The 23593-nt window shown below is 52.2% G+C and carries 22 protein-coding genes; 13 read left to right on the top strand and 9 right to left on the bottom strand.

Annotated features, from left to right (window positions below; genetic code table 11):
• Positions 1–29 precede the first annotated feature (29 nt).
• Positions 30–4337, top strand: a complete 4308-nt coding sequence (rpoC, locus tag IPG22_03310) for a DNA-directed RNA polymerase subunit beta' (protein ID MBK6587336.1) — start codon at positions 30–32, stop codon at positions 4335–4337.
• A gap of 122 nt (positions 4338–4459) precedes the next feature.
• Here rpoC and IPG22_03305 read toward each other — a convergent pair whose 3' ends face one another.
• Positions 4460–5008, bottom strand: a complete 549-nt coding sequence (locus IPG22_03305; GenBank protein ID MBK6587335.1) for a Spy/CpxP family protein refolding chaperone — start codon at positions 5006–5008, stop codon at positions 4460–4462.
• Positions 5009–5192: 184 nt separating this feature from the next.
• Between IPG22_03305 and IPG22_03300 the strand changes: the two genes are divergently transcribed.
• The 7 genes from IPG22_03300 to IPG22_03270 all read left to right on the top strand — a co-directional run bounded on the left by IPG22_03300 (position 5193) and on the right by IPG22_03270 (position 14086).
• A complete protein-coding gene (locus tag IPG22_03300; GenBank protein MBK6587334.1) occupies positions 5193–7121 on the top strand; it encodes a 1-deoxy-D-xylulose-5-phosphate synthase in 1929 nt (642 codons plus the stop codon).
• A 13-nt stretch (positions 7122–7134) separates the two neighbouring features.
• Positions 7135–7935, top strand: coding sequence for a thioredoxin domain-containing protein (locus IPG22_03295; GenBank protein ID MBK6587333.1), 801 nt, complete (start codon positions 7135–7137; stop codon positions 7933–7935).
• Positions 7935–8405, top strand: coding sequence for a vitamin K epoxide reductase family protein (locus IPG22_03290; protein MBK6587332.1), 471 nt, complete (start codon positions 7935–7937; stop codon positions 8403–8405). The genes IPG22_03295 and IPG22_03290 overlap by 1 nt, the downstream gene beginning before the upstream one ends.
• A gap of 125 nt (positions 8406–8530) precedes the next feature.
• A complete protein-coding gene (locus IPG22_03285; GenBank protein MBK6587331.1) occupies positions 8531–9091 on the top strand; it encodes a sigma-70 family RNA polymerase sigma factor in 561 nt (186 codons plus the stop codon).
• Positions 9088–9924, top strand: coding sequence for an anti-sigma factor (locus tag IPG22_03280; GenBank protein MBK6587330.1), 837 nt, complete (start codon positions 9088–9090; stop codon positions 9922–9924). Before IPG22_03285 ends, IPG22_03280 begins: the two co-directional genes overlap by 4 nt.
• Before the next feature lie 111 nt (positions 9925–10035).
• Positions 10036–12810 carry an insulinase family protein gene (locus tag IPG22_03275; GenBank protein ID MBK6587329.1) on the top strand — a complete coding sequence of 925 codons (2775 nt, stop codon included), beginning with the start codon at positions 10036–10038 and terminating at the stop codon, positions 12808–12810.
• 199 nt (positions 12811–13009) lie between these two features.
• Complete coding sequence (locus IPG22_03270; protein MBK6587328.1) at positions 13010–14086, top strand: class I fructose-bisphosphate aldolase; 1077 nt, start codon at positions 13010–13012, stop codon at positions 14084–14086.
• A 58-nt stretch (positions 14087–14144) separates the two neighbouring features.
• On the opposite strand, the gene IPG22_03265 is transcribed toward IPG22_03270, so the two are convergent.
• The 4 genes from IPG22_03265 to IPG22_03250 are packed head-to-tail and all read right to left on the bottom strand — an operon-like array spanning position 14145 to position 16495.
• Positions 14145–15050, bottom strand: coding sequence for an MBL fold metallo-hydrolase (locus IPG22_03265; GenBank protein ID MBK6587327.1), 906 nt, complete (start codon positions 15048–15050; stop codon positions 14145–14147).
• 14 nt (positions 15051–15064) lie between these two features.
• Positions 15065–15757 carry an MBL fold metallo-hydrolase gene (locus tag IPG22_03260; protein MBK6587326.1) on the bottom strand — a complete coding sequence of 231 codons (693 nt, stop codon included), beginning with the start codon at positions 15755–15757 and terminating at the stop codon, positions 15065–15067.
• Entirely contained in the window at positions 15747–16037 is a 291-nt protein-coding gene (locus IPG22_03255) for a hypothetical protein (protein MBK6587325.1), read from the bottom strand. The genes IPG22_03260 and IPG22_03255 overlap by 11 nt, the downstream gene beginning before the upstream one ends.
• Positions 16034–16495 (bottom strand): GNAT family N-acetyltransferase, encoded by a 462-nt coding sequence (locus tag IPG22_03250; protein MBK6587324.1) that lies wholly within the window; start codon positions 16493–16495, stop codon positions 16034–16036. Before IPG22_03250 ends, IPG22_03255 begins: the two co-directional genes overlap by 4 nt.
• A gap of 328 nt (positions 16496–16823) precedes the next feature.
• Here IPG22_03250 and IPG22_03245 point away from each other — a divergent pair, with 328 nt between their 5' ends.
• Positions 16824–17783 (top strand): phosphoesterase, encoded by a 960-nt coding sequence (locus IPG22_03245; GenBank protein ID MBK6587323.1) that lies wholly within the window; start codon positions 16824–16826, stop codon positions 17781–17783.
• Positions 17784–17830: 47 nt separating this feature from the next.
• Here the strand turns inward: IPG22_03245 and IPG22_03240 are convergent, their stop codons facing one another.
• Complete coding sequence (locus IPG22_03240) at positions 17831–18400, bottom strand: hypothetical protein (protein ID MBK6587322.1); 570 nt, start codon at positions 18398–18400, stop codon at positions 17831–17833.
• Positions 18401–18504: 104 nt separating this feature from the next.
• The gene (locus IPG22_03235) at positions 18505–20307 is read right to left on the bottom strand and encodes an amino acid permease (protein MBK6587321.1); all 1803 of its coding nucleotides are present in this window, start codon (positions 20305–20307) and stop codon (positions 18505–18507) included.
• Positions 20308–20721: 414 nt separating this feature from the next.
• Between IPG22_03235 and IPG22_03230 the strand changes: the two genes are divergently transcribed.
• The gene (locus IPG22_03230; protein ID MBK6587320.1) at positions 20722–20994 is read left to right on the top strand and encodes a TMEM165/GDT1 family protein; all 273 of its coding nucleotides are present in this window, start codon (positions 20722–20724) and stop codon (positions 20992–20994) included.
• Positions 20995–21138: 144 nt separating this feature from the next.
• On the opposite strand, the gene msrA is transcribed toward IPG22_03230, so the two are convergent.
• Positions 21139–21678 (bottom strand): peptide-methionine (S)-S-oxide reductase MsrA, encoded by a 540-nt coding sequence (gene msrA / locus IPG22_03225; GenBank protein MBK6587319.1) that lies wholly within the window; start codon positions 21676–21678, stop codon positions 21139–21141.
• 139 nt (positions 21679–21817) lie between these two features.
• Here msrA and IPG22_03220 point away from each other — a divergent pair, with 139 nt between their 5' ends.
• Positions 21818–22156 carry a hypothetical protein gene (locus tag IPG22_03220; protein ID MBK6587318.1) on the top strand — a complete coding sequence of 113 codons (339 nt, stop codon included), beginning with the start codon at positions 21818–21820 and terminating at the stop codon, positions 22154–22156.
• A 132-nt stretch (positions 22157–22288) separates the two neighbouring features.
• On the opposite strand, the gene mtnB is transcribed toward IPG22_03220, so the two are convergent.
• Entirely contained in the window at positions 22289–22909 is a 621-nt protein-coding gene (gene mtnB, locus IPG22_03215) for a methylthioribulose 1-phosphate dehydratase (protein ID MBK6587317.1), read from the bottom strand.
• An 83-nt stretch (positions 22910–22992) separates the two neighbouring features.
• Between mtnB and IPG22_03210 the strand changes: the two genes are divergently transcribed.
• A complete protein-coding gene (locus IPG22_03210; protein ID MBK6587316.1) occupies positions 22993–23232 on the top strand; it encodes a DUF433 domain-containing protein in 240 nt (79 codons plus the stop codon).
• A complete protein-coding gene (locus IPG22_03205) occupies positions 23229–23588 on the top strand; it encodes a DUF5615 family PIN-like protein (GenBank protein MBK6587315.1) in 360 nt (119 codons plus the stop codon). Before IPG22_03210 ends, IPG22_03205 begins: the two co-directional genes overlap by 4 nt.
• Positions 23589–23593: the final 5 nt, after the last annotated feature.

Raw genomic sequence — 23593 nt, 5'->3', positions numbered from 1 at the left:
ATACAGGACGCTGAGTTTTAGGAGAAAAAATGTTTCGATTTAATAACGAAAGCAAAACGCAACTGACGACAAATTACGAAGCGATCCGCATCAGCCTCGCGTCGCCGGATAAGATACGTTCATGGTCGCACGGTGAGGTAACCAAGCCGGAAACGATCAACTACAGAACGTTCAAACCGGAACGTGACGGCCTGTTCTGCGCACGCATTTTCGGACCGGTCTCTGACTGGGAATGTCTCTGCGGAAAATACAAGCGGATGAAGCATCGCGGCGTCATCTGCGACAAGTGCGGCGTCGAGGTCACACAGTCGAAAGTTCGCCGTGAGCGTCTCGGCCACATCGAGCTGGCTTCGCCATGTTCGCACGTGTGGTTCTTTAAAGGACTGCCATCGCGTATCGGCCATCTGCTCGACATCACGCTCCGCGATCTTGAGAAGATACTTTACTTCGAGACGTACATCGTCGTTGATGAAGGTGACGTTCCTGATCTCAAGCAGAAAGACCTGCTCACGGACGAGCGTTTTCGTGAATTGACGCGTGATTACCCGAATCAGTTCATTGCGAAAATGGGCGCCGAAGCGATCAAGGATCTGCTTGGGCAGATCAACATTGCCGAACTCGTCGATGAACTTCGCGTCAAAATGCGTGAAGAGACATCGCAGCAGAAAAAGCTCAAGTATTCTAAGCGTTTGAAGGTTTCGAACTCGTTCCTTCGCTCGGGCAACGATCCGCAGTGGATGATCCTGGATGTCATTCCGGTCATCCCGCCTGAGCTCCGCCCGCTCGTGCCCCTAGACGGCGGCCGTTTCGCGACCTCGGATCTTAATGATCTGTACCGCCGCGTTATCAACCGCAATAACCGTCTGAAGAAGCTGATCGAATTGAGAGCACCTGAGGTTATCGTTCGTAACGAAAAACGCATGCTTCAGGAAGCTGTTGATGCTCTCTTCGATAACGGACGCCGCGGCCGCGTGCTGCGTGGTGCGAACAACCGCCCGCTCAAATCGCTGTCGGGCACGCTCAAGGGGAAACAGGGACGTTTCCGTCAGAATCTGCTCGGAAAACGTGTGGATTACTCGGGACGTTCGGTTATTGTGGTCGGTCCGGAGCTGAAACTGCACCAGTGCGGTTTGCCGAAGAAAATGGCTCTTGAACTCTTTAAGCCATTTATCTATAACAAATTGGAGAAAGACCAGCACGCCGCTACCATCAAGCAGGCACGCGAAATGGTTGAACGCCAGGAACCGATCGTGTGGGATATCCTCGAGGAAGTCATTCGCGAGCATCCGGTTCTGCTGAACCGTGCTCCGACGCTTCACCGTCTCGGTATTCAGGCTTTCGAACCGGTTCTGGTCGAAGGTAAAGCTATCAAAATTCACCCGCTCGTCTGTTCGGCTTTCAACGCCGACTTCGACGGTGACCAGATGGCCGTTCACATTCCTCTGTCTGCCGAAGCACAGATCGAAGCCAGCGTTTTGATGCTCGCATCGAACAATCTGCTTTCGCCGGCATCGGGCCAGCCGATCGCGGTTCCTTCACAGGATATCGTTCTTGGCTGCTATTACCTGACGCTCGCTCGCGACGATATGAAGGGCCACAACAAGGTTTTTGGCTCGATCGAAGACGTGCTGCTCGCTCTCGACGCGGGCGTTATCGAAACGCAGACGAAGATCAAGCTAAGATGGAGAGGCGATCTGATCGATCTCACGCTCGAGCACAACATGCAGGACGTTATGCGTGCGACCGCTCGTGAGAAAGTCGATCTGATCCTCGACACGACCGCGGGACGGGCAGTATTTAACGAACGCCTGACGCGTGACGGTTTGCCGTACGTCAACGGTGTTCTTAAGAAGAAAGGTTTGCAGTCTTTGGTGACGTTCTGCCACTTCAAACTCGGCCACGCGCATACAGTTGCGTTACTCGACGATCTGAAGACGATGGGCTTCATGGCGGCAACTCGTGCCGGTGTTTCGATCGGTATTGACGATATGGTCACGCCGTCGAGCAAGAAAGCGATCATTGCTGAAGCTCAGATCGAGGTCGAGAAGCTTCGCAAACAGTACGAAGACGCGACCATGACCGACATGGAACGTACCAACAAGGTTACGGCCATCTGGTCCGACGTGACCGATCGCGTTGCGAAAGAGATGTTCAAGGCGATGAACACTCGCGAAAAAGAACGTAAAGAACTTAATCCGATCCTCGTCATGGCGGATTCCGGAGCCCGAGGTTCTGAAGCTCAGATCCGTCAGCTCGCCGGTATGCGAGGCCTGATGGCCAAGCCGTCGGGCGAAATTATCGAGAATCCAATTCTCGCTAACTTCCGCGAAGGTTTGGACGTTCTCCAGTACTTCATCTCGACGCACGGTGCCCGTAAGGGTCTCGCCGATACGGCACTCAAAACGGCTGACTCAGGTTACCTGACACGCCGCTTGGTGGACGTTGCTCAGGACGTTATTGTCTCGGAACAGGACTGCGGAACGATGCGCGGCGTTTGGGCCGAGGCTATCATCCGTAACGGTGAAGAGGTTGAATCGCTCCGTGACCGCATCGTCGGCTGCACATCGCTTGATGACATAATCGATCCGGTCGACGGCACGGTCATTGTCGAGGCAAGCACCGAGATCGACGAAGATCTCGGGTCCGCAGTACAGCTTTCGGGCTTACAGAAAGTAAAGATACGCTCGGCCTTGACCTGTGAAACGCGTCGCGGTATCTGCGTCAAATGCTACGGCCGCAACCTCGCGACCGGCAACACGGTCGAGATCGGTGAGGCTGTCGGCGTTATCGCCGCACAGTCGATCGGCGAACCGGGAACGCAGCTTACGATGAGAACCTTCCACGTCGGTGGTACGGCCCGTCTCGAGCAGGAAACCAAGCACGTTGCTGCGATGGACGGAACCGTCAGATTCCTCGGCGATCTTAAGGTAATTAAGAACCGTGTGGGCGAAATGGTTTCGATGCGTCGTCAGTCCGAGATCGCTCTCGTTGACGAACGCGGCCGCGAAGTCGCTCACTACAAGGTAGTTTATGGTGCCGAGCTTCACGTCAAAGACGGTCAGAAGGTCAAGGAAGACGACGTTCTCGTAACGTGGGATCCGTTCACCTTCGCCATCCTCACCGAGGTCAAGGGTGTTGTAAAATATCAGGACCTCAAGGAAGGCAAGACGGTCGAAGAAGAGATCGATAAGGTCACCGGTCAGAAACGTCTCGTGGTCAAAGACTCGGATGAGAAAAATCAGCCGCGTCTCGAGATCCGCAGCGGTAATAAGGTCCAGAAGACCTATCAGATGCCGATCACGGCCAATCTGATCGTTGAAGACGCTCAGGAAGTCGAGCCCGGCGACGTGATTGCGAAGATCCCGCGTGAAACCACCAAGACGAAAGATATCGTCGGCGGTCTGCCGCGTGTCGTTGAGCTTTTCGAAGCACGGCGTCCCGGCGAAACGGCTGTCATGTCTGAGATCAATGGTGTGGTCAGGTTCGGCCCGATCTCAAAGGGTAAACGCAAACTCATCATCACCGGTGATGACGGCAGCGAACGTGAATACGACATTCCGCGCGGTACGCACATCAACGTGCAGGAAGAAGATCGTGTACGTTCGGGCGAACCGCTCATGGACGGACCGCTCAACCCGCACGATATTCTGCGTGTTCTCGGTATGGAAGCGTTGCAGAACTACATCGTGAACGAGATCCAAGAAGTTTATCGCCTTCAGGGTGTGAACATCAACGACAAGCATATCGAGGTCATAGTTCGTCAGATGCTGCGTTGGGTCAAGATCAAAGAAGTCGGCGATACCGAATTCCTGCTTGAGGAACAGGTCGACCGTTTCCGTTACGAGGACGAGAATGCTCGCGTTCGTGACGAAGGCGGCCAGACATCGGTCGGCGAACCGCTCTTGCTCGGTATCACGAAAGCCTCGCTTTCGACCGACTCGTTCATCTCGGCGGCCAGCTTCCAGGAAACGACTCGTGTCCTTACCGAAGCTGCGATCTCGGGACGTATAGATTACCTCCGCGGTCTGAAGGAGAACGTCATCATGGGACGCCTCATTCCAGCCGGAACCGGTATGAAGTATTACCGCAACGTCAAAGTCGCGTACGATGCTACCGAGAACCGGAAGCAGGAGGATGAATTCGACGAAATGGGTGATTACATCCGCGGCGGTATTGACCTGCCTTTACCGGCAGCTCTCGCTGAAGTGGATGACGAACCTTTCGTCGATGAGGTTGAAGACGATATCGATCTGGATGTCGAGGAGACCGAAACCGAAGAGGTTTTCGACATCGATGAAGCGATGAAGGTCGAACTCGATGATGATGACGACATTTAGTCTGAAACAAGGGCAAATGGAAAAAGGCTGATCGCGAGGTCAGCCTTTTTTTTCGTTTCGCAAAGCAGAAAAGACGTGAAGCTATTCGCTTCACGCCTTTTTAGCCGATCATTGGGGATCAATTAGTTGTCCTTGGGCTTTTCAACCGCAGGCGGAGCCGGACGGCCTTTCCGGTTAGCTTTGCGATCTTCGAAACGCTGACGCATTTCAGTCTTGCGGGTTTCGATCTGCGCTTTCTGCTCAGGTGTCAGAATGGCGAGGACCTGCTCGTGAGCCGACTTCATTTTCGTCATTGACTGCTCGCGGAATTCCCGCATCCGGGCTTTCTGCTCGGGTGTTACAGCAGTGCCGCTTTTACGTGCTTCCCGGATGGTGCGAAGTTCCGTGATCACTGCCTGATCCGGCTTATTGGCCTCGCGGATCGACTTGATCTTTGCCTTCTGATCGTCGGTAAGGTTGATCCCGCGAAGAAATGCTCGCGCACCGCGTTTGCCGTGCCGGCCGCCGAAAGCCCTTTGGGCCATTTTGTCGCGACCGCCCTTGAAAACCTTATCTGCTTTCGAAGGAACAGGAGCAGACGGAGTTGTATCCTGTGCGAAAGAGAAGGTTGCGAACATAGCTACCGCAAATGTTAATGAAAGTACGGGAAGAAATTTAGATCTTAATGACATTGTTTTTACCTCGATAATTAATATTAAGCTTTCGCCTGTCCCTACTTTGACGCGCGCCGATAGCCTTTGGTTGAGGTTTTTTAGCCGATCGGGGTAAAGAAATGTAAAGATTCAAGCTCTGTTTGATTTGCCTTTTGGCTAGCTAAAATGCGACATTTGAAAGTAATTGAAGTGGTTCTTTTAGATGAGATTTTTATCAGAGATTAATTCACCCGCCGATTTGCGCCAATTAAAGGTCGATGACCTTCAGGAGGTCGCGGATGAGGTTCGTCAATTTATTATCGACACGTGTTCGCGTGTCGGCGGTCATACAGGTGCGAGCCTGGGTGCAGTCGAATTGGCTGTTGCGATGCATTACGTGTTCGACACGCCGAATGACAAGCTCGTTTGGGATGTCGGCCATCAGGCATACGCGCACAAGATACTTACCGGCCGCCGAGACCAACTGCACACGATAAAAACGTATGGCGGGCTTTCGGGCTTTCTTCGCCGTGATGAATCGGAATACGATGCATTCGGCGCGGGCCACGCCTCGACCTCTATCTCGGCGGCGCTTGGAATGGCGGTCGCTCGTGACGTTAAGAAAAAGGATTTTCACGTATGTGCGATGATCGGCGATTCGTCTTTGCAGGGCGGAATGGCTATGGAGGCGATCAACCAGGCCGGCCATCTGAAATCACGCCTGATCGTTATACTGAACGACAACGGCATGTCGATCGCCCCGGCCGTCGGCAGCCTGAGCGGCTATCTCGGCAGAATAAAGGAAGCCCAGAGTTATCAACACCTTAAAGAAGAGATCGGCGACGCACTCGGAAGTGTGCCGGGCATCGGCGGATCGCTTCGCCGGGCGGCGAAATCATTCAAGGACGCTATCGCAGCCGCCGTTCTGCCCGGAGCCTTGGTTAATGAGCTTGGCTTCAAGTACATCGGCTATGTCGACGGCCACAACGTCGCGGCGTTGGTACGAGCGTTGGAAGACGCCAAGAAAATTGATGACGGCCCCGTCATCGTTCATGCTTTGACGACCAAAGGAAAAGGATTCCCTAACCCCGAGAAAAACTACTACGCATACCACGCGACCGGCCCGTTCGATCCGAAAACAGGCTTGCCGTACAAATCGAGCAAGGTTGCCGCTCCTACTTATACACAGGTCTTCGGCGACACGATGTGCGAGTTGATGGCGAAAGACGAAACGATCGTCGCCCTCACCGCCGCGATGCCCGACGGAACTGGGGTCGATAAGGTTCTTGAGAAATTTGCCGAGCGTTCCTACGATGTTGGGATTGCCGAGCAGCATGCGATCACGTTCTGCGCCGGTATGGCGTGCGAGGGATTAAAGCCGGTCGCGGCGATATATTCGACGTTCTTGCAGCGGGCATTCGATCAGGTGATCCACGACGTCTGCCTGCAGGATCTGAACGTCACGATAGCGATGGACCGTGCGGGCATCGTCGGTGCCGATGGACCGACCCATCACGGATTGCTTGATATCACTTACCTTCGCGGCTATCCCAACATCGTTCTGATGGCTCCGAAGGACGAGGCCGAGTTGCGTGACATGATGCTCACCGCGATCGATCATCCCGGACCGGCGGCAATTAGGTATCCACGCGGCAACGGTTTTGGCGTTGATATCAGTGCTGCCCCTAAGAAAATGGAGATCGGCAAGGGCGAGATCCTCCGAGACGGAGACGACGTCGCGATAATTGCTTATGGTGCGATGGTCTATCCGGCAGTCGAAGCTGCGAATAATTTAGCGAAAGACGGCATTGACGCCACGGTCATTAACGCTAGGTTCGTTAAGCCGCTCGATGACGAATTGATCCTCAGCATAGCCAAAAGATCGGGCCTGATCGTTACGGTCGAGGACGCGTATCTCGCAGGTGGTTTCGGTTCTGCCGTTCTCGAGATGCTTGAAGAAAATGATTTTTCCGATAAAATAAAGGTTGTTCGAATGGGCGTACCTGATGAGATCGTTACGCACGGTGACCCTAAGCTGCTGATGGCACATTACGGGCTCGACGCTGACGGTATTTACGAAAAAGTGGTCGAAACGCTCCACGAAATGGAAGAGAAACGCCTTGGCAATAAGCGCATCAGGGCGGTGAAGTAGATTTTATTTTCCTATGACACAAGAAATTAAGAGCAAAGGCAAAGAGCCTAAAAGCAATACACCGTTTCTTATTATTGGCGGAGTACTAGTCGTTGCGTTGATCGGGGCATGGTATTTGTACAGCACATCGAAATCAGGCACAGCAAATAGCAACGTGGCTAAAAATACTAATTCGAATACGGCCCCTAAAGATAAAGATAAAATTCCGCCTAACGCTCCTCCGGGAGCTTCTCCGCCGAACATGGTCGGTTCGCAGGCTGCGACCGTTACGCTTGAGGAGTTTGCAGATTTTCAGTGCGGGTCGTGCGCTGCCGCTCACCCGGTAATGAACGAGATAAAGTCTCTTTACGGCTCACGTATCAAATTCGTATATCGTAATTATCCGTTATCGATACCTGCTCATGACAAAGCATACGAGGCTTCTGTTGCTGCCGAGGCTGCGGGGCTGCAGGGTAAATTCTGGGACCTGCAGAATCTTCTCTTTACCAATCAGCAAGCCTGGACCGCCGCACCCACCTATAAGCAAATGTGGAAGGGCTATGCGGAGAAGATCGGTATCGACGTCGCTAAATGGGAATCCGATATGGCAGGTATCGCTGCCAAAGGGCGGGTTGATGCCGACCTTGCTCGCGGCAAGGCGATCGGTGTGAATTCTACCCCGACACTCTATATCAATGGGATCTCGGTTCCATATGCCGAGATGTCCGTTCCGAAGTTGAAAGTGATCATTGATGGAGAACTTCAGAAAGGAACCGCGCCAAAGGAAGAGCCTGGTGCGGCACCTGCAGCTAACGCGGCCAATACCGGTAAATAATGGATCCAGATATTCCGGATACATCACCGTCGACTTCGATCGCTAAACTGCCCGTTGCAGCCGCGGTCGTTGCGCTTGTTGGAATTGCTGATTCTATATATCTCACGGTCCACCATTACACAGCCGAACCCGTTCCATGCAGCATCATCGAAGGCTGTGAACAGGTGTTGAACAGTCAATGGGCCGAGATCGGCGGAATTCCGCTTGCAGCATTCGGAGCGGCCGCGTACTTTGCAGCGTTCTCGCTGGCTCTGTTGACGGCGTTTGGTGATGGACGCATGTGGAAGCTTTTCGGTGTGCAGGTTGCGATAATGGCGGTTACGTCCGCTTACCTGGTTTATGTGCAGGGAGCGTTGATAGGGGCGTTTTGCCAGTTCTGCCTATTGTCAGCACTTACGTCGTTCGTTCTTTTGACACTGTTTGTTATTTCTATCTTTTCGACGCGGAAAGAGGCTGGTTCGATGGCCTGAATCCAATCTTATTTTGTCTGCGAAATCTATTACGTTGACGCCGAGACTGTGATTCACACAGCGGTTGGCAACTGCGGATAAAATAAGGTAGCTTTAGGAAGATAAATGATTCTCAAGAATAATTTGTGACCCAAGCGATCTTACAACGCATAGCAGAGGGAGACAGAAGCGCTGTTCAGGACTGCCTGAAAAAGTACGGCGGACTCGTATGGTCCATCGCGCGTAAAATGCTTCGAAATCCTGATGACGCGGAGGACGCTGTGCAGGAAATTTTCGTTGATATTTGGAAAAATGCCGAACGGTTCGACGAGACGAAATCGTCGGAAACGACATTCATCGCGATGATCGCTCGCCGCCGCCTGATCGACAAGATCAGATTTTCTTCCCGCCGTATTTCTGCAGATTCTCTGGACGATGTTCTGCTCGAACCTTTCACGAGAGCCGACAAAGATATGCAGGTCAGTCTTGAAGCACAGCAGGCGGCGGAGGCGATGCGTACGCTTCGGCCGGAGCAGCAGCAGGTGCTTAGATTATCAATAGTTCAGGGGATGTCCCACCAAGAGATATCAGATGCAACGGGAATGCCGCTGGGCACCGTCAAAACGCACGCACGGCGTGGAATCTTGCAGGTCAGGGAATATTTAGGGCTCGGTGGGTCGAGCGTGTCTCAGGAGGTGAGAGCATGAGCGAAGAAAAGAATGAACTACTCTTCGATCTTCTTACCAAGAAGGCGATATACGGGCTGGATGAAGCAGAGGAAATGCAGCTCGGTCAGATCGATCCCGGAACGGCTGATGCTGAGTTTCGATCGCTCGAGATGACAGCCGCTGCGATCAGCATGATCGATTTTGGCGAGGTCGTGCCGATGCCTGATCATCTATTTGCCAAGATCTCTGCGAACGCCGAAAAATTAGTTGGTCAGGAATCTCCGTGGCCTCCGGTCTACAAGACCGACGAGAACGAGCGGCCAGCCTCCGGATGGTTCGGGTGGCTTGGCTGGACGGCGGCTCTCGCGGCCTGTATCGCCCTTGCCGTAAACATTTATATAACGAATTCTAAGCCGCAGCAGTTGGCTGTTAATCCTGTCACGGTCGAAACACCAAAAGTTAAAACACCGGGCGAATTGCGGGAAGAGCTTTTGAAGTCGACCGCCGGCCTTATCAAGGCGAATTGGGCTGCAGGAAACGTTAAAGAGCTGAAAGATCTCTCAGGTGACGTAGTCTGGAGCGATGAAAAGCAGCAGGGCTACATGCGTTTCAAGGGCTTGCCGGCAAACGACAAGGCCAAAGAGACCTATCAACTGTGGATCTTCGACAAGACGCAGGATAAGGCCACGCCAATCGACGGCGGAACCTTCGACGTTGCCGAAAATGGCGAGGTTATCATCCCGATCGATGCCAAGCTGAAGGCGGTCGAGCCAGGAATGTTCGCCATCACCGTCGAGAAGCCAGGCGGCGTGGTGGTCTCGAAACGCGAAAAGATCGCCGCTCTCGCAACGGTTGAAACCAAGACAAGCTAGTCTCCGTAACACAATCTGGAATCTCAAAATTTAGTTAGCGGGCATCTGTCTTAAAGGCAGGTGTCCTTTGGCTTTTTTCGGCATATCGCCCGAGTCTTTAAGGAGTTAAACATGCGACGCACTTTCCTGTCTCTTTTCTTTCTGATATTTGCCATTACATCGACGGCACCCGTTTTCGGCCAGGGCGATAAGCTGCCCCCGATCAACGTTAAACAGTACAAGCTGAAAAACGGGATGACCGTTGTGATGCATCAGGACCGTTCGACACCGATCGTTTCTGTGAACATGTTCTATCACGTCGGCTCAAAGAACGAAGCGAATGGCCGCACCGGTTTTGCCCACCTTTTCGAGCACATGATGTTTCAGGGCTCAGGGAATTTTATCGACGGCTGGCGTGCGGTTGATGAGATGGGCGGCAGCGTCAACGGTACGACCGATCAGGACCGCACCTTCTATTACGAAACCGTACCGTCTAACATGCTCGAACGAACGCTCTACATGGAAGCCGACCGCATGGGCAACTTGCTCGCCGCGATGGACCAGGCAAAGCTCGATAATCAGCGCGATGTCGTTAAAAATGAGCGTCGCCAACGCGTCGATAACGTACCTTACGGAGCAATGTCGGAGATGACCTATGAGGTAATGTACCCCGAGGGCCATCCTTACCGTTGGGACGTGATCGGCTCAATGGCAGACCTCTCTGCCGCGTCGCTCGAAGATGTAAAGTCTTTTTTCCGAACCTATTACGTGCCTAATAATACGGTCATGGCGATCTCGGGCGATTTCGACGAGAAGCAGACCATGGCCTGGATCGAGAAGTACTTTGGCGGCATGAAAGCCGGCCAGCCGATCGTCCGGCCCAACCTTCCGGTGCCTCAACTCTCGAGCGTGGTGCGAAAGTCGTACGAAGATCCTTTCGCAAACGCGTCACGAATCTCGCTCACATGGGCCTCAGTTCCGGCCTACGCAGCGGACGAAGCTCCACTCGATGTGCTTTCCAACATACTGTCCGGCGGACGCGGTTCCCGGCTCCAGAGCAATTTGCTTTACAAGAATGAGCTTGTCGCTAACGTCTTCGCCAGTAACAACACCAACGAGATCGCAGGGCTTTTCCAGGTCTCCGCGACCGCCCGTCCGGGTAAAACTCTGGACGAGATCGAGGCCGCGATCAACACGGAACTTGAGCGGATCAAGAAAGACGGCCCGACGGCTGACGAGATCACACGTTCGGTAACGCAGCGTGAGGCGCAGGCGATTTATGGCCTGCAGACAGTTTTCGGCAAAGGAAGTGCCCTCACCAACTATGCCGGATATCTGGGCCAGCCGAACTATTTTCAGTCAAATCTCGACCGCTACAGAAAGGTCACTTCTGAGGACGTAAAACGCGTCGCGAACAAGTACCTCACTGCAAACCATCTCGTTCTGTCCGCAGTACCGTCTAAGACACCTCCGCCGCCGGCCAAAGCTGACAAGCCCGCTTCGACGGAGACCAAGAAAAAGGACACCGCTCTGATCGCCAAGCAGGAAGCGATGCTTCCCAAACCCGGACCGGATCCGAAGCTTAGCCTGCCGGCGATAGAGAAAACAAAGCTCTCGAACGGCCTCAACGTTTGGATCGTCAAGCAGAACGAACTGCCGATAGTTTCGATGAATCTCGTCGTCAATGCGGGCGGTGCTCTCGAAAGCGCAGATAAATCTGGCGTTGCGTCAATGACGGCCTCGATGCTAAACCAAGGTACGAAGACCCGTTCGGCACTGGATATCGCCAATGGGCTGCAGGCGATCGGAGCGTCAGTGAATGCAGGTTCGTCATTCGATACCTCGACGGTTTCAATGCAAACGCTCACAAAAAACCTCGACACCGCACTTGGCTATTTCTCCGATCAGATCATGAATGCGGCTTTCCCGGAAGCTGAATTCAAATCAACGAAAGGACGCCTCTTGAATTCGTTCCGTCAGCGAAAGGCGAGCGCGACAGCAGTTGCCGGCGTGGTTTACGACAAGGTGCTCTATGGCAACCAGGTATATGGCCGTCAGTTGACGGGTGATGAAAAGACCGTTGCCGCGATGACCCGTGACGACCTCGCCAATTTCTTCAGAGCGAATTACCGTCCGAATAACTCGACCTTGATCGTCGTCGGTGACGTTCAGGCAGCCGAAGTCAAAGCGCGGCTCGAAAAGGCCTTTGCTGACTGGAAGCCAGGCGATGTTTCGGCTTCGAGCATTGCCGAACAGCAAATGATGGCAAAACCCGGGATCTACATTGTCGACAAACCGGGTGCAGCTCAATCGTCGGTCTCGATCGGTACCGTCGGTATCGAACGCAGCAATCCCGATTTCTTCGCCGTTCAGGTGATGAACTCCATTCTCGGCGGCGGCGGTACAGCCCGACTTTTCATGAACCTTCGCGAAGATAAGGGTTACACTTATGGAGCTTACAGCCGCTTCTCGCCGCGTCGCGGTGCGGGGCCGTTCTCGGCTTCGGGTGAGATCCAGACGATCTCTACCAAGGAAGCGGTTCAGGAATTTCTTAAGGAGATCAACGGAATGCGCGGTGCACGCCCTGTCACTCAAGCTGAGCTTGATGTTAACAAGCAATCGTTCATCCGCCGTTTCCCGAGCGCATTCGAAACGGTCGGCGGCATCTCGAACCAGCTCGCCGCACTTGTCGTTTACGGCCTGCCGGATTCTTACTTTAACGAATACATCCAAAAGATCGGTGCGGTCACGCTGGCCGACGTAGAACGCGTCTCCAACAAATACCTCGACCCGTCGAAAATGGCTATCGTCATCGTCGGCGACCGCAAGGTCATCGAGCCCGGCCTAAAGGAACTCGGCCAAACTATCTCGATCCTCGACACCGATGGAAATCCAGCAGGCAAGTAGGTTGCTGATGTAAAAAAAGCAAAAGGCCGTCCGGTACGTTGGTAGTGCCGGACGGTTTTTTATTTGACTTGAGAAGACCGCGAGTAGGGTAAAAGTTCATGAAAATTCTACCCTGAGTTTTTCGACGGTTAACATGCCGGGCAATGCGTTGTATATTATTAGATAGAAATTCACCAACTAATTTTGTAAGGAGAACTTAATGTCCGTCGATCTAGCCAAAATTCAGGAATTACTCGGTGCCGATGCCGACTCGCTTTTGAACCACGTTTCCACAACCATTCCAAAGGAAAACATTCACCTTCCCGGCAGTGATTTCGTCGACCGCATTTGGGCGAACTCGGACCGCAATCCGAGTGTTTTGCGCAGCATTCAAACGTTGAATGACAACGGTCGGCTACGCGGTACGGGTTACTTGTCGATCCTGCCCGTCGATCAAGGGATCGAGCATTCGGCGGGGGCGAGCTTTGCACCGAACCCGATGTATTTCGACCCCGAGAACATCGTAAAACTCGCGATCGAGGGCGGTTGTAATGCCGTCGCATCGACCTACGGCGTGCTCGGGACAGTCGCTCGCAAATATGCTCACAAGATACCGTTCGTTGTGAAGATCAACCACAACGAACTGCTGACCTACCCAAACCAATTTGATCAGGTCATGTTCGGTACGATCGAGCAGGCGAAAAATATGGGAGCCGTTGCCGTTGGAGCGACGATCTACTTTGGTTCCGACCAATCAACACGCCAGATAACTGAGGTAGCGGAGGCTTTTGCCTACGCCCACGAACTCGGAATGGCGACGATCCTCTGGTGCTATCTTCGCAATCCGAAGTTCAAAGGCCCTGAAGGTGATATGCACACGGCTGCCGACCTTACCGGCCAGGCAAACCACCTAGGCGTCACGATCCAGGCTGACATCATCAAGCAGAAACTGCCGGAGCGAAACGGCGGCTATAACATGCTCAACACCGAGAGCAGCTACGGCAAGACAAATCCTAAGATCTATACCGAGCTGACCAGCGACAACCCGATCGATCTTGTTCGCTATCAGGTTGCCAATTGCTACATGGGACGCTGCGGCTTGATCAATTCAGGCGGAGAATCAAAGGGGGCGGGCGATCTCGCCGATGCAGTTCGCACAGCCGTGATCAATAAGCGCGGCGGCGGCACGGGCCTGATCTCCGGCAGAAAGGCATTCCAACGCCCAATGGCCGAAGGCGTCGAACTCCTGAATGCAATTCAGGACGTTTATCTAAACAAAGACGTTACCGTCGCGTAAGAACTGGTTAAATCGCCAATGAGCAAGTAAAAGAGCAGGCCGAGTGGCCTGCTCTTTTTTATTTCTTCGAATAGCTGCGATAGATCGTTTCTATCCACTGCGGCGTCTTAATAAATCCGCTACCGAACGAGTCGAACTTTGCCGGTAATCCGGCTTTTTTGATCTCGTCGAGCGTTTTCTTCTTTTTCATCGCATCCTGCACGATCTTTGCTGTGTCCGCGAGTGCATCGCGATACGTTTGCAGGTCGGCCGTTGTAGCGAGAGCTCCATGGCCCGGGATCAATTTCGCATCGGACGGGATCGTCTTGAGCAATGACGAAACGTTATTTATCATTCCCTGAACGCTGCCGCCGCTGTCGATATCGACGAACGGAAAACGCCCGACAAAAAAATCGTCTCCCAGGTGGACGACGTTCGCATTCTTAAAAAACACCACTGAATCGCCGTCCGTATGGCCATTCGGGTAATACCGAAGCGTGATCTCTTCGCCGTTCAGATGTATCGTCATCGATTCCGTGTAAGTAAGCATCGGCAGCGCGTGAGAGGCGTACGGAGCCGTCTTTTGGCCGAAGATAACCGGCGGATCGAGCAGGCGTTTTCTTACGTTTGCGTGAGCAATTATGATCGATTGCTGCTTGCCGAAAAAGTCGTTGCCTTCCGTGTGATCTCCGTGCCAGTGCGTATTTAGGATGAATTTGGGTACTGGTGATCCAAGCTCCTTGAGGGCGTCGCTTAACTTCTGAGAAACGGCTTTGTAATCGTCATCGACGATCAGGATGCCTTCCGGCCCGGCAACGGCGCCAATGTTGCCGCCACGTCCCTGCAGCATATAAACATTGCCGCCGACCTTTTGAGTCTTGACGGTCACTTCTTGTTTGTTTGAGAAATGGCTGTTATCGCCATGAGCGAAAACCGATAGGCTCAATAGCGACGTGATAACAGCGAATGCAAAAATTCTCTTCATACTCATGCTCCTAATTAATAATAACGGCCTTTGCCGATCTGGTACGCTCCGGTTAGAAACGGATTTGTCTGCCTCTCGTGGCCGACCGTTGTTTCCGGCCCGTGGCCTGAATAAACTACTGTTTCGTCGTCAAGTGACAAGATATTTGTTGTTATCGAATCGATAAGTTGATCGTGATCGCCGCCGGGCAGATCGGTGCGGCCGACCGAGCCGAGAAACAGGCAATCGCCGACGAATACGCGTTTCTGACTTTCTTCGGCAAAAACGACATGACCGGGCGTATGTCCGGGGCAGTGTCGAACAGAAAATCTCAACGATCCTACCTCATAGATCTCACCGTCCTGCCAATTACGCGTCAGTTTTGGCGGATCGTCGTAATCTAAACCAAGAGCCGCCAATTGATGCGGTTGGACGCCCATAAGTAATGGCTGCTGAGGTAAGCTGTAATACAGGCCTTCGTCTGCGCTATGCAGAATTATCTCCGCCTTTGGAAACATCTTGGCAAGATAACTCGTGCCGCCGACATGATCGAGATGGCCGTGGGTCAGTGTCACTGCCTGAAGCTCAAACTTGTTTTTATTTAGAAAATCAACGATCTCTTCACACGGTTCACCCGGATCGACGCAGATCGCCTTTCTTGTTTCCTCGCAAACTATAACTCGCGTATTTTGCTGAAACGGCGTTATTATAAATTTCTCAACTAGCATCGGAAAATAGGTCAAAAAACTTCGTGATCTCAAAATCCCCGGTACGCCGATCTCTTAATACGAAGTTTATAGCCTCGCGGTAAGTATTTGCGTCAGGCTTTCCCGTAAAACATGGCGTTTCGATGTCCGAGAGATTGAGATAACTGATCAAACAGCTCAACAGCATCCATAGCAGGATCTCCTCGCCTGGGCCGATCGGGTTATGTTTGATAATGCTGACGCGATCCTCGTATATCCCGTCACAGATCCGTTTAAATTCGGCTTCGGTGATCTTTGTCATACCTCTTCTTCGTACATCAGATAATGCGACGATGCCATTCCGAGAGCCTCATAGACCTTTTGTGCGTGGGCGTTTTCGGTCTCGACATACAACCTGAAACCGCAAACGTTTCCGGCCGCGGCAGCCTGCTGTTTAACGAACTCGTACATGCGGCTATACAGCTTCTGTCCTCGAGTTTCGGGCAGAATGTAAACGCTTTGGATCCACCAGAACCATTTGTTACGCCAATCACTCCATTCATAAGTGACCATCAGGCCGCCGACGATCTTGTCCTCAAATTCAGCGACCACATAAAAACCTTTCTTCTCGTCGGCAAAAACAGCCTCGACCCCGGAAGTGATCTTTTTCGCCTCCAACTGCTTACCTTCCGTTTCGAGGGCCATCGCCTGGTTGAAACTTATCAGTGGCGCTGCATCGTCTGGTGCAGCGATCCTGATCCTGAAATTTGTATCGTTCATCCGTTTATTTTTGTTCCGCAATCTCAAAGAATAAGTCGAGGATCACTCGCGAGGCAAATGCGATAGCGCCGGGTCTTTGATGACATATTTAATGGGCGACCTGATGCTGGGAGTGAATGCGTGTTCCTAAAAGCATGATGGCCATGATCGAGTTGTGCCCCAAGCGGTCAGGAACGATACGTCCCTGGTCATGCGAATGTCTTTCTGGTCATACGCAGGGACGCATATTTTCGCATCCAGGGACTCCATTTGATACCCACATCCCTTGACTAACCATTTTCCTTACTCTAGCCTAAAATGTTTTGCCGCTCGGCGGCTGCATTTATCCATGAAACTAAGAATACTTTATCACGGCAATTGTTTCGATGGCGTGTCATCGGCTGCCATCTTTACCAAGTTTTTTCACGCAAAAATAGATCCAAATGCCGAGGTAGCATACACGCCGACAATGCATAGGGCGGGAAATGCGTTTGACCGCGATCAGTTCGACGGCGATGAAAATGCCATCGTCGATTTCAAATATTGTCCCGACGAACGGCTGACGTGGTGGTTCGACCATCATCAATCCGCGTTTCTTACGAAGGAGGACGAACAGCACTTTCTGGCGGATACTTCGGGTCAGAAATTCCTCGATACGACCAGTAAATCGTGCGCTGAGTTCATTGCTCGAGTCACCAAAGAGAAGTACGGTTTCGAAGACGAATCGCTCGCCGAACTGATCGAATGGGCGCACATAATTGACGGAGCACTATACGAATCGCCGGCCCAATGCGTCGAGCTACGGTCGTCCGCTTTAAAACTAATGCAGGTCATCGAGGGAGAAAAAGATGTTGCATTTGTCGAGAAAATTATCCGCTCTTTAACAGCTCGGACGCTGGACGAGATCGTCGAGAGCAACGAGATCCAGGAAAAACTCGAACCGATCCTCGAACGCCATTGGAATACCGTGAAATTGATCAAGGAGCGTGCTGTTTACGAACGCGGCGTGGTGCGATTTGATCTGACAGATACAGGGATTGACGGCTACAACAAGTTCATTCCGTATTATTTTTATCCCGAAACCACCTATACGGTTTCGCTCACGCGAAGCGATTTCCGCACTAAGATCTCGGTCGGCTCCAACCCTTGGGCTCCTCGGCCGCGAACCCATAACATCGCCGAGATCTGCGAAAGATACGGTGGCGGCGGACACGCCGTTGTCGGAGCTGTATCGCTGAAACGAGAAGATCTTGAACAGGGAAAGAAATACATGAAAGAGATAATCGAAGAAATTCGATTTGAAGACTAAAAAAGGCGGGCTCGAAAGCCCGCCTTTCTAATAACAGAAGTTAGTTATTAGCCTTTCGTGTAAACACGGGTCGAGGTCGTCGCACCCTGCATTCCAGTCGATTCAACCGTGATCGTCAACGATTTGCCATCAGCTCCAAGCTCAAGTGTCTGTTTGGTTGAGCTCTTCATCTCACCGTTTGGTCCGTTCATTGTGAACGAACGTGAAGTGACAAGCTTCGAACCTTCCCATTTCGAGCCTGCTGTGACAGGAACCGTATTCTGGCCCATCTGCTGATCGGTGGTTGTTTCTTTGCCAAGGGTAAAAGTCTGCGGACCCTGAGCACCACCGCCACCACCCATACGTACACCACCACCTCCTGGAGGGCCACCAGCAGGTGGTGCTCCACCTGCCGGTGCCATACGTTTGGTATCGGTTTCGATCTTAATGTCTGCTGCAGTCTGCGTGATCGTTACAGTTTGCGACTCGATCGATGTTTTCTCACGGTCGGTCAATTTCGATTTTGCGAGGTCGAGGTTCCATTTGCCGCTGAAGTCTGCGGGGGCTTTTTGTGCCGACGCGGTGAATGCCATTGCGAGCATCGCAATAGCTGCTGCCAAAACAAAGTTCTTCTTCATAGAGATATAGTGCTCCTGTCCTAATTTAGATTCGTTAACCGCTTGTATGACGCAATTCTAGCTCAATTAGTTTTGCCTTTGTTGTAAAGATTTGTAAACTCTCGCTAGCTTTGAGCAGCTTCTGATTCTGCGGTCGAAAGTTTGCTGTTACGAAAACCATATAAGGCATAAATTATAAGGCCTACAAGCAACCATAGGGTGAACCGGATCCAGTTCGTAACCCCCAATTCTGTCATCAGATAGAGGCACGATAGCAATCCTAAGATCGGTATCAGCGAAAGCTTTTTTGTCAGACTCAATACAAAAAGCAACACCGCGACGATGATGAAAAAGATCATCGGGATCTTGTGCGAAAAAGCCCCGAGCATAGTTTCGCCATCCTTCGGTTCGAGTTTTAAGAAATCGCTGACAACGGTCGGGTTGAAGTAGTAGATCGCGGCAAAAAGTACGATCAGAATGGCGGGCAGCAGGAACTGCGAATTTATGTAGGGAACGTAACGCGTTCCGCTTTCCCTGAACTCCTTGTCCTTAAACAAAACGCCTGCGCAGACGACGACGAACGCAAAAAGCGTCCCAATACTCGCAAGGTCCGTGACCTCGGTCAGGTTCATGAATAAGGCGGGGATCGCGACAACAAAGCCCGTTACGAGGGTTGCGAACCATGGCGTATTGAACTTCGGATGAATCGACGAGAAGATTTTGGGAAGCAGGCCGTCGCGGCTCATCGCCATCCAGAGACGCGGTTGCCCGATCTGAAACACCAGGAAAACGGTTGCGAGAGCGATCACGGCACTGACAGCAATGATACCGGCAACCCAGGGGATATTTGCACCTTCAGGTCCAAAAACAAAGGCAAGCGGATCACCTACGTCGAGCTTTGTATAGCTCACCATTCCGGTCAGCACGAGGGCAACTGCTATATATAAAATAGTGCAGATGACCAGCGAAGCAATCATCGCGATCGGCAGGTCACGCCGCGGATTAACACATTCCTCAGCGGTCGTCGAAAGAGCGTCAAAGCCAATGTACGCAAAGAATACGGCCGAAACTCCCTTTAAAACCCCTTCAAATCCGTTTGGTGCGAACGGCGACCAGTTTGCCGGCTGCACGTAATTCAAGCCGAGGAAGATAACGAGCAGGATAATCCCGATCTTGAGAACCGTCATTATGTTCGACGCGAACTTGGATTCTCGAATGCCTATGAACACAAGTGTTGTGATCGCGACGGTTATGAGCAAGGCCGGAAGGTCGGCGACGATCGGGATCGAACCTAGTTTTGGAGCACTCAAGGTTGCGAGGTAGCCGTCGATCTGGCCGCAGCTGACCACTGCGTCCTTTGCATCACACGCCTTTGTTAACACGTCGATCGTGGTGCCGCTGGATATCGCGTCCATCACGGCGGCATGGCCACGCCTCGCGGTGAGGAAATCCATCGTAAAATGCAGCGGTATATCAATGCCGTAACCTTTCAAAAGGCCTGTAAAATAGTCGCTCCACGAGATCGCGACCGCAATGTTGCCGATGGCGTATTCGACGATCAGATCCCAACCGATTATCCACGCGATAAACTCGCCCATCGAGGCGTATGCGTAGGTATATGCTGAGCCGGCAACCGGAATTCGAGAAGCAAACTCAGCGTAACACAGAGCCGAAAAACCGCACGCAAATGCTGTAAACACAAACAATAGAGCCACCGCCGGGCCGCCGTTGTACGAGGCTTTGCCGACCATTGCGAAGATGCCTGCGCCGATGATCGCGGCTATGCCCATCATGGTTAGGTCGAAAACACCCAGCGTACGGCGAAGCGTACCGGGTTCTTTGGAGTCTTGGGCGTGTTCCAACAGTCCCGCGGCCGCGTCGGCCTGGATCTGAGAGATGGATTTTGTGCGGAAAATTGAACTTGACATAGATTTCTTAACGACAAAAAGATCGGACGAAAAATTCTGGTGAAGATAGCTCTTTGGTTTTGTTTTAGCGAATTTTGAACCATATCAGCGAAAGATGCAAGCAAATAGAATCTTGGTGATTACCCGAATGCAGAAAGGCGAGATAGGTAAAACGGTTTTTGCCCTTGGTGGGCCATAGAACGGTAGTTTGGTAGAGGTATTTAGGAGATTGGTCAAAGGTCGTTTTAGGCGGTTTTGGGGACCGTTCGCGGAGGTTCTTGATCTAGGTGAGCGGGATCGCCAGTTCAGTCTCCTCCGGCATCGCCGCCCGCTCCACCGCCGCCGGCCGCTTCCGCTCTCCGCCGCTGGCGATGGGCCGCTTCTTTCCGCTTCCAACTTCGCCAACTTAAGCCAACTTTTTGTAAGCTATTCTGTATGGATTGGAAAATATTTGGAACGGCCTTCTTAACTCTATTTTTGGCGGAACTCGGCGATAAAACGCAGCTCGCGGTGATAACGATGACGTCGAGTACGGAATCGAAGGTCTCTGTCTTTCTCGGCGCAGCGCTGGCTCTGGTCGTGGTTACGCTGCTTGGCGTTTTAGTAGGCGGCGTTTTAAGTCAGTATGTTCCGACCGAATGGCTCCAGCGGATCGTCGCTGTCGCTTTTATTGTGATCGGCGTGCTGATGTTGCTTGGAAAGCTCTAGTGGGACTGGAGCGCAAGCGTCGAGCTCGCCAACACCGAGGCTTCCTCGGTGTTAAGAGTTTCGTGTTAAACGATGATGAGAAATATCGAGAGACCGAACACTACGGAAGCCGCAGTGTTGGCAAGCGGGACGCTTGCGCTCCAGTCATTTCTTTAGGCGGCTGACGAATTTCTGGCGGAACTTCGCTACTTTTGGTGCGACGACCGCGGCGCAGTATGGTTGGTTGGGGTTATTGGCGAAGTATTCCTGGTGGTAATCCTCAGCAGGCCAGAATTTGTCGAAGGCGGTGACCTCGGTGACGATCGGGTTGTCGTAGATGCTTTCGGCCGTGATCTCGGCGATAATCTGATCGGCGGTTTCGCGCTGGGCTTCGCTGTGGTAGAAAATGGCGGAGCGGTATGACGAACCGATATCGTTGCCCTGACGGTTGAGCGTGGTCGGGTCATGGACGGTGAAATAGACTCGGAGCAGATTAGCGAACGAGAGCTGTTCGGGGTCGAATTTGATCTGAACCACTTCAGCGTGGCCGGTGGTTTCGCTGCAAACTTGTTGATACGTAGGATTCTCCGTGTGGCCGCCGGAATAGCCCGAAACGACATCTTCGACACCAATAAGTGAGTCAAAAACTGCCTCGACACACCAAAAACATCCTGCCGCGAGTGTTGCTGTTTCAAGATTTGCCATAACGTTATTTTAACAGATAACTGGTCGTCTTTAACGCAGTACAGTGTTAAATCAATTGTCATCTGTAAATTGGGGGATTGTTAATTGGTAATAGATAGCCCAATTAACAATCGACCAATTTACAATTTACTATCTAAGAATGTTGAGCCAAACGGAGATCTTCGGTGAGATAATTTATGGGGTCGATCTTGACGCCGAGACTCGCTGCGCTCACTGGCATAGCGAGCTCGACATCATCGCGATCAAATTCAAATGCTGCGGCCGTTGGTTTCCGTGTTTTGAGTGTCACGCCGCAGTTGCCAATCACGAGCCGGCGGTTTGGCCGATTGGCGAACGCGACGCAAAGGCGATCTTATGCGGTAAATGCGGGAAGCAGCTGAGGATCACCGATTATTTTGAATGTGATTCGATTTGCCCGCAGTGCAGGAGCGGGTTTAATCCCGGATGCGCAAAGCATTATTGGCTGTATTTTGATTGAATTGTCGACCGGGTCAAAACCGCCTGCGTAAGCGGGCGGAACGACGTTGGGGAGTAAGCTTCGCGTGTTGAACAAATCGTTCTAAATGATCGCGTTGCTTCCGCCCGCTTACGCAGGCGGTTCTGACTTATGTTACCGAGTGCCGCGTCCTAAAACCTCGAACATAAATTCAAATATATCCACATTCTTCCTCGCGTCTTCGACGGTTTCGCCCCAGGTGTAGAGGCCGTGACGGCGGATGTAGATGCCGTGGATCGTGGGGTTTTCGAGCAGAACGTTTTCGATGACGTGCGAGAGGGCGATCTGATCCTGGGCGTTTTCGACGATCGGGATGCGTTCGATCTCGTCGTGAGTGGTACGGCCAGAGAGGCCCTTCAGGGCTTCGTAGCCCTGCATCACTATAGAGCCGTCAACGAAATATTTGTCAGCGAGCAGCATTCCCCAGACGGTCTGGGAATAGAGAATGCAGCGTGCCTTCGGCCTCAATCGATAGATCGAAAGGTGCAAAACTGTCTCATCCGAAGGCCGCCCAAAGCCTTGAAGGATCTCGGCATCGTCATCTATCTCAAGAAAATTCGTCTCATCAAGAGCGCCTTTTTCATTGCCGGCAGCCGTGATGCAAAGCCGAAGCGGCTTGCGCGCCAGCAGAATGCTGAAATTCCCACTCGCCCCACGCGCCCAGCCGCGACGGTAAAATTCGCGGCCAGTTTCGGCGAGTTCGGTAGTGGGTGATTGCGGAGGATTTTCACTCATTTATAAATTCTACCAAATGTTTGGCCGCGATGATCGGGCGAACAATTCGAGATGATATAATCTCGGTCAGGAGGAAATACGGTATGAATTGGCGAGACAGAATTTCGACAGATGCGACGGTTTGCCACGGGCAGGCTTGCATCAAAGGCACCCGGGTGATGGTTTCGGTAATACTCGACAATCTTGCTTCGAATGTATCGACATCTGAGATCCTCGCCAGCTATCCCTCCCTACAGCCTCTGGATATCCAGGCAGTTTTTGCGTATGCAGCAGAGCTGTCAAAGGAAAGGGTAATTCTCTTTCCGGATCAGGCCGCCGCATGAGATTTAAGATCGATGAGAATCTGCCGGTTGAAGTGGCTTCTATTCTGAGATCAGCGGGCCATGAGGCGATGACTGTTTTCGAGCAGAACATGGTCGGCGAGGAGGATAACCGCCTATTGTCCGTTTGCTCCGCGGAGTCTCGTGCCCTCATCACGCTTGATCTGGATTTCAGTGATATTCGAGCATATCCACCTGACAGACATTTTGGTCTCATTGTAATTAGAAGCCGCCAACAGGACAAAGCTACGGTGATCGACTACGTTACAAGGCTGATTCCTCTACTCGATGAAGAACCTTTACAGGGACGGCTCTGGATAGTTGAGGAAAATCGAATAAGAGTTCGGGAAGGTATTTGATCACC

Source organism: Acidobacteriota bacterium (assembly GCA_016703965.1).
In the GTDB taxonomy this organism is placed as follows: domain Bacteria; phylum Acidobacteriota; class Blastocatellia; order Pyrinomonadales; family Pyrinomonadaceae; genus OLB17.
Note: the sequence above shows the minus strand (reverse complement) of the source record. Positions and strands in the feature narration are given on the sequence as shown.

What these genes read in the sequence shown, in the direction of transcription:
- IPG22_03220 (MBK6587318.1), top strand. Translation starts at nt 21,818, where the DNA reads ATGTTGAGCCAAACGGAGATCTTCGGTGAGATAATTTATGGGGTCGAT.
- IPG22_03275 (MBK6587329.1), top strand. Translation starts at nt 10,036, where the DNA reads ATGCGACGCACTTTCCTGTCTCTTTTCTTTCTGATATTTGCCATTACA.
- IPG22_03245 (MBK6587323.1), top strand. Translation starts at nt 16,824, where the DNA reads ATGAAACTAAGAATACTTTATCACGGCAATTGTTTCGATGGCGTGTCA.
- msrA (MBK6587319.1), bottom strand. Translation starts at nt 21,678, where the DNA reads ATGGCAAATCTTGAAACAGCAACACTCGCGGCAGGATGTTTTTGGTGT.
- IPG22_03265 (MBK6587327.1), bottom strand. Translation starts at nt 15,050, where the DNA reads ATGAAGAGAATTTTTGCATTCGCTGTTATCACGTCGCTATTGAGCCTA.
- rpoC (MBK6587336.1), top strand. Translation starts at nt 30, where the DNA reads ATGTTTCGATTTAATAACGAAAGCAAAACGCAACTGACGACAAATTAC.
- IPG22_03305 (MBK6587335.1), bottom strand. Translation starts at nt 5,008, where the DNA reads ATGTCATTAAGATCTAAATTTCTTCCCGTACTTTCATTAACATTTGCG.
- IPG22_03230 (MBK6587320.1), top strand. Translation starts at nt 20,722, where the DNA reads ATGGATTGGAAAATATTTGGAACGGCCTTCTTAACTCTATTTTTGGCG.
- IPG22_03270 (MBK6587328.1), top strand. Translation starts at nt 13,010, where the DNA reads ATGTCCGTCGATCTAGCCAAAATTCAGGAATTACTCGGTGCCGATGCC.
- mtnB (MBK6587317.1), bottom strand. Translation starts at nt 22,909, where the DNA reads ATGAGTGAAAATCCTCCGCAATCACCCACTACCGAACTCGCCGAAACT.
- IPG22_03280 (MBK6587330.1), top strand. Translation starts at nt 9,088, where the DNA reads ATGAGCGAAGAAAAGAATGAACTACTCTTCGATCTTCTTACCAAGAAG.
- IPG22_03300 (MBK6587334.1), top strand. Translation starts at nt 5,193, where the DNA reads ATGAGATTTTTATCAGAGATTAATTCACCCGCCGATTTGCGCCAATTA.
- IPG22_03240 (MBK6587322.1), bottom strand. Translation starts at nt 18,400, where the DNA reads ATGAAGAAGAACTTTGTTTTGGCAGCAGCTATTGCGATGCTCGCAATG.
- IPG22_03260 (MBK6587326.1), bottom strand. Translation starts at nt 15,757, where the DNA reads ATGCTAGTTGAGAAATTTATAATAACGCCGTTTCAGCAAAATACGCGA.
- IPG22_03295 (MBK6587333.1), top strand. Translation starts at nt 7,135, where the DNA reads ATGACACAAGAAATTAAGAGCAAAGGCAAAGAGCCTAAAAGCAATACA.
- IPG22_03250 (MBK6587324.1), bottom strand. Translation starts at nt 16,495, where the DNA reads ATGAACGATACAAATTTCAGGATCAGGATCGCTGCACCAGACGATGCA.
- IPG22_03210 (MBK6587316.1), top strand. Translation starts at nt 22,993, where the DNA reads ATGAATTGGCGAGACAGAATTTCGACAGATGCGACGGTTTGCCACGGG.
- IPG22_03255 (MBK6587325.1), bottom strand. Translation starts at nt 16,037, where the DNA reads ATGACAAAGATCACCGAAGCCGAATTTAAACGGATCTGTGACGGGATA.
- IPG22_03235 (MBK6587321.1), bottom strand. Translation starts at nt 20,307, where the DNA reads ATGTCAAGTTCAATTTTCCGCACAAAATCCATCTCTCAGATCCAGGCC.
- IPG22_03290 (MBK6587332.1), top strand. Translation starts at nt 7,935, where the DNA reads ATGGATCCAGATATTCCGGATACATCACCGTCGACTTCGATCGCTAAA.
- IPG22_03205 (MBK6587315.1), top strand. Translation starts at nt 23,229, where the DNA reads ATGAGATTTAAGATCGATGAGAATCTGCCGGTTGAAGTGGCTTCTATT.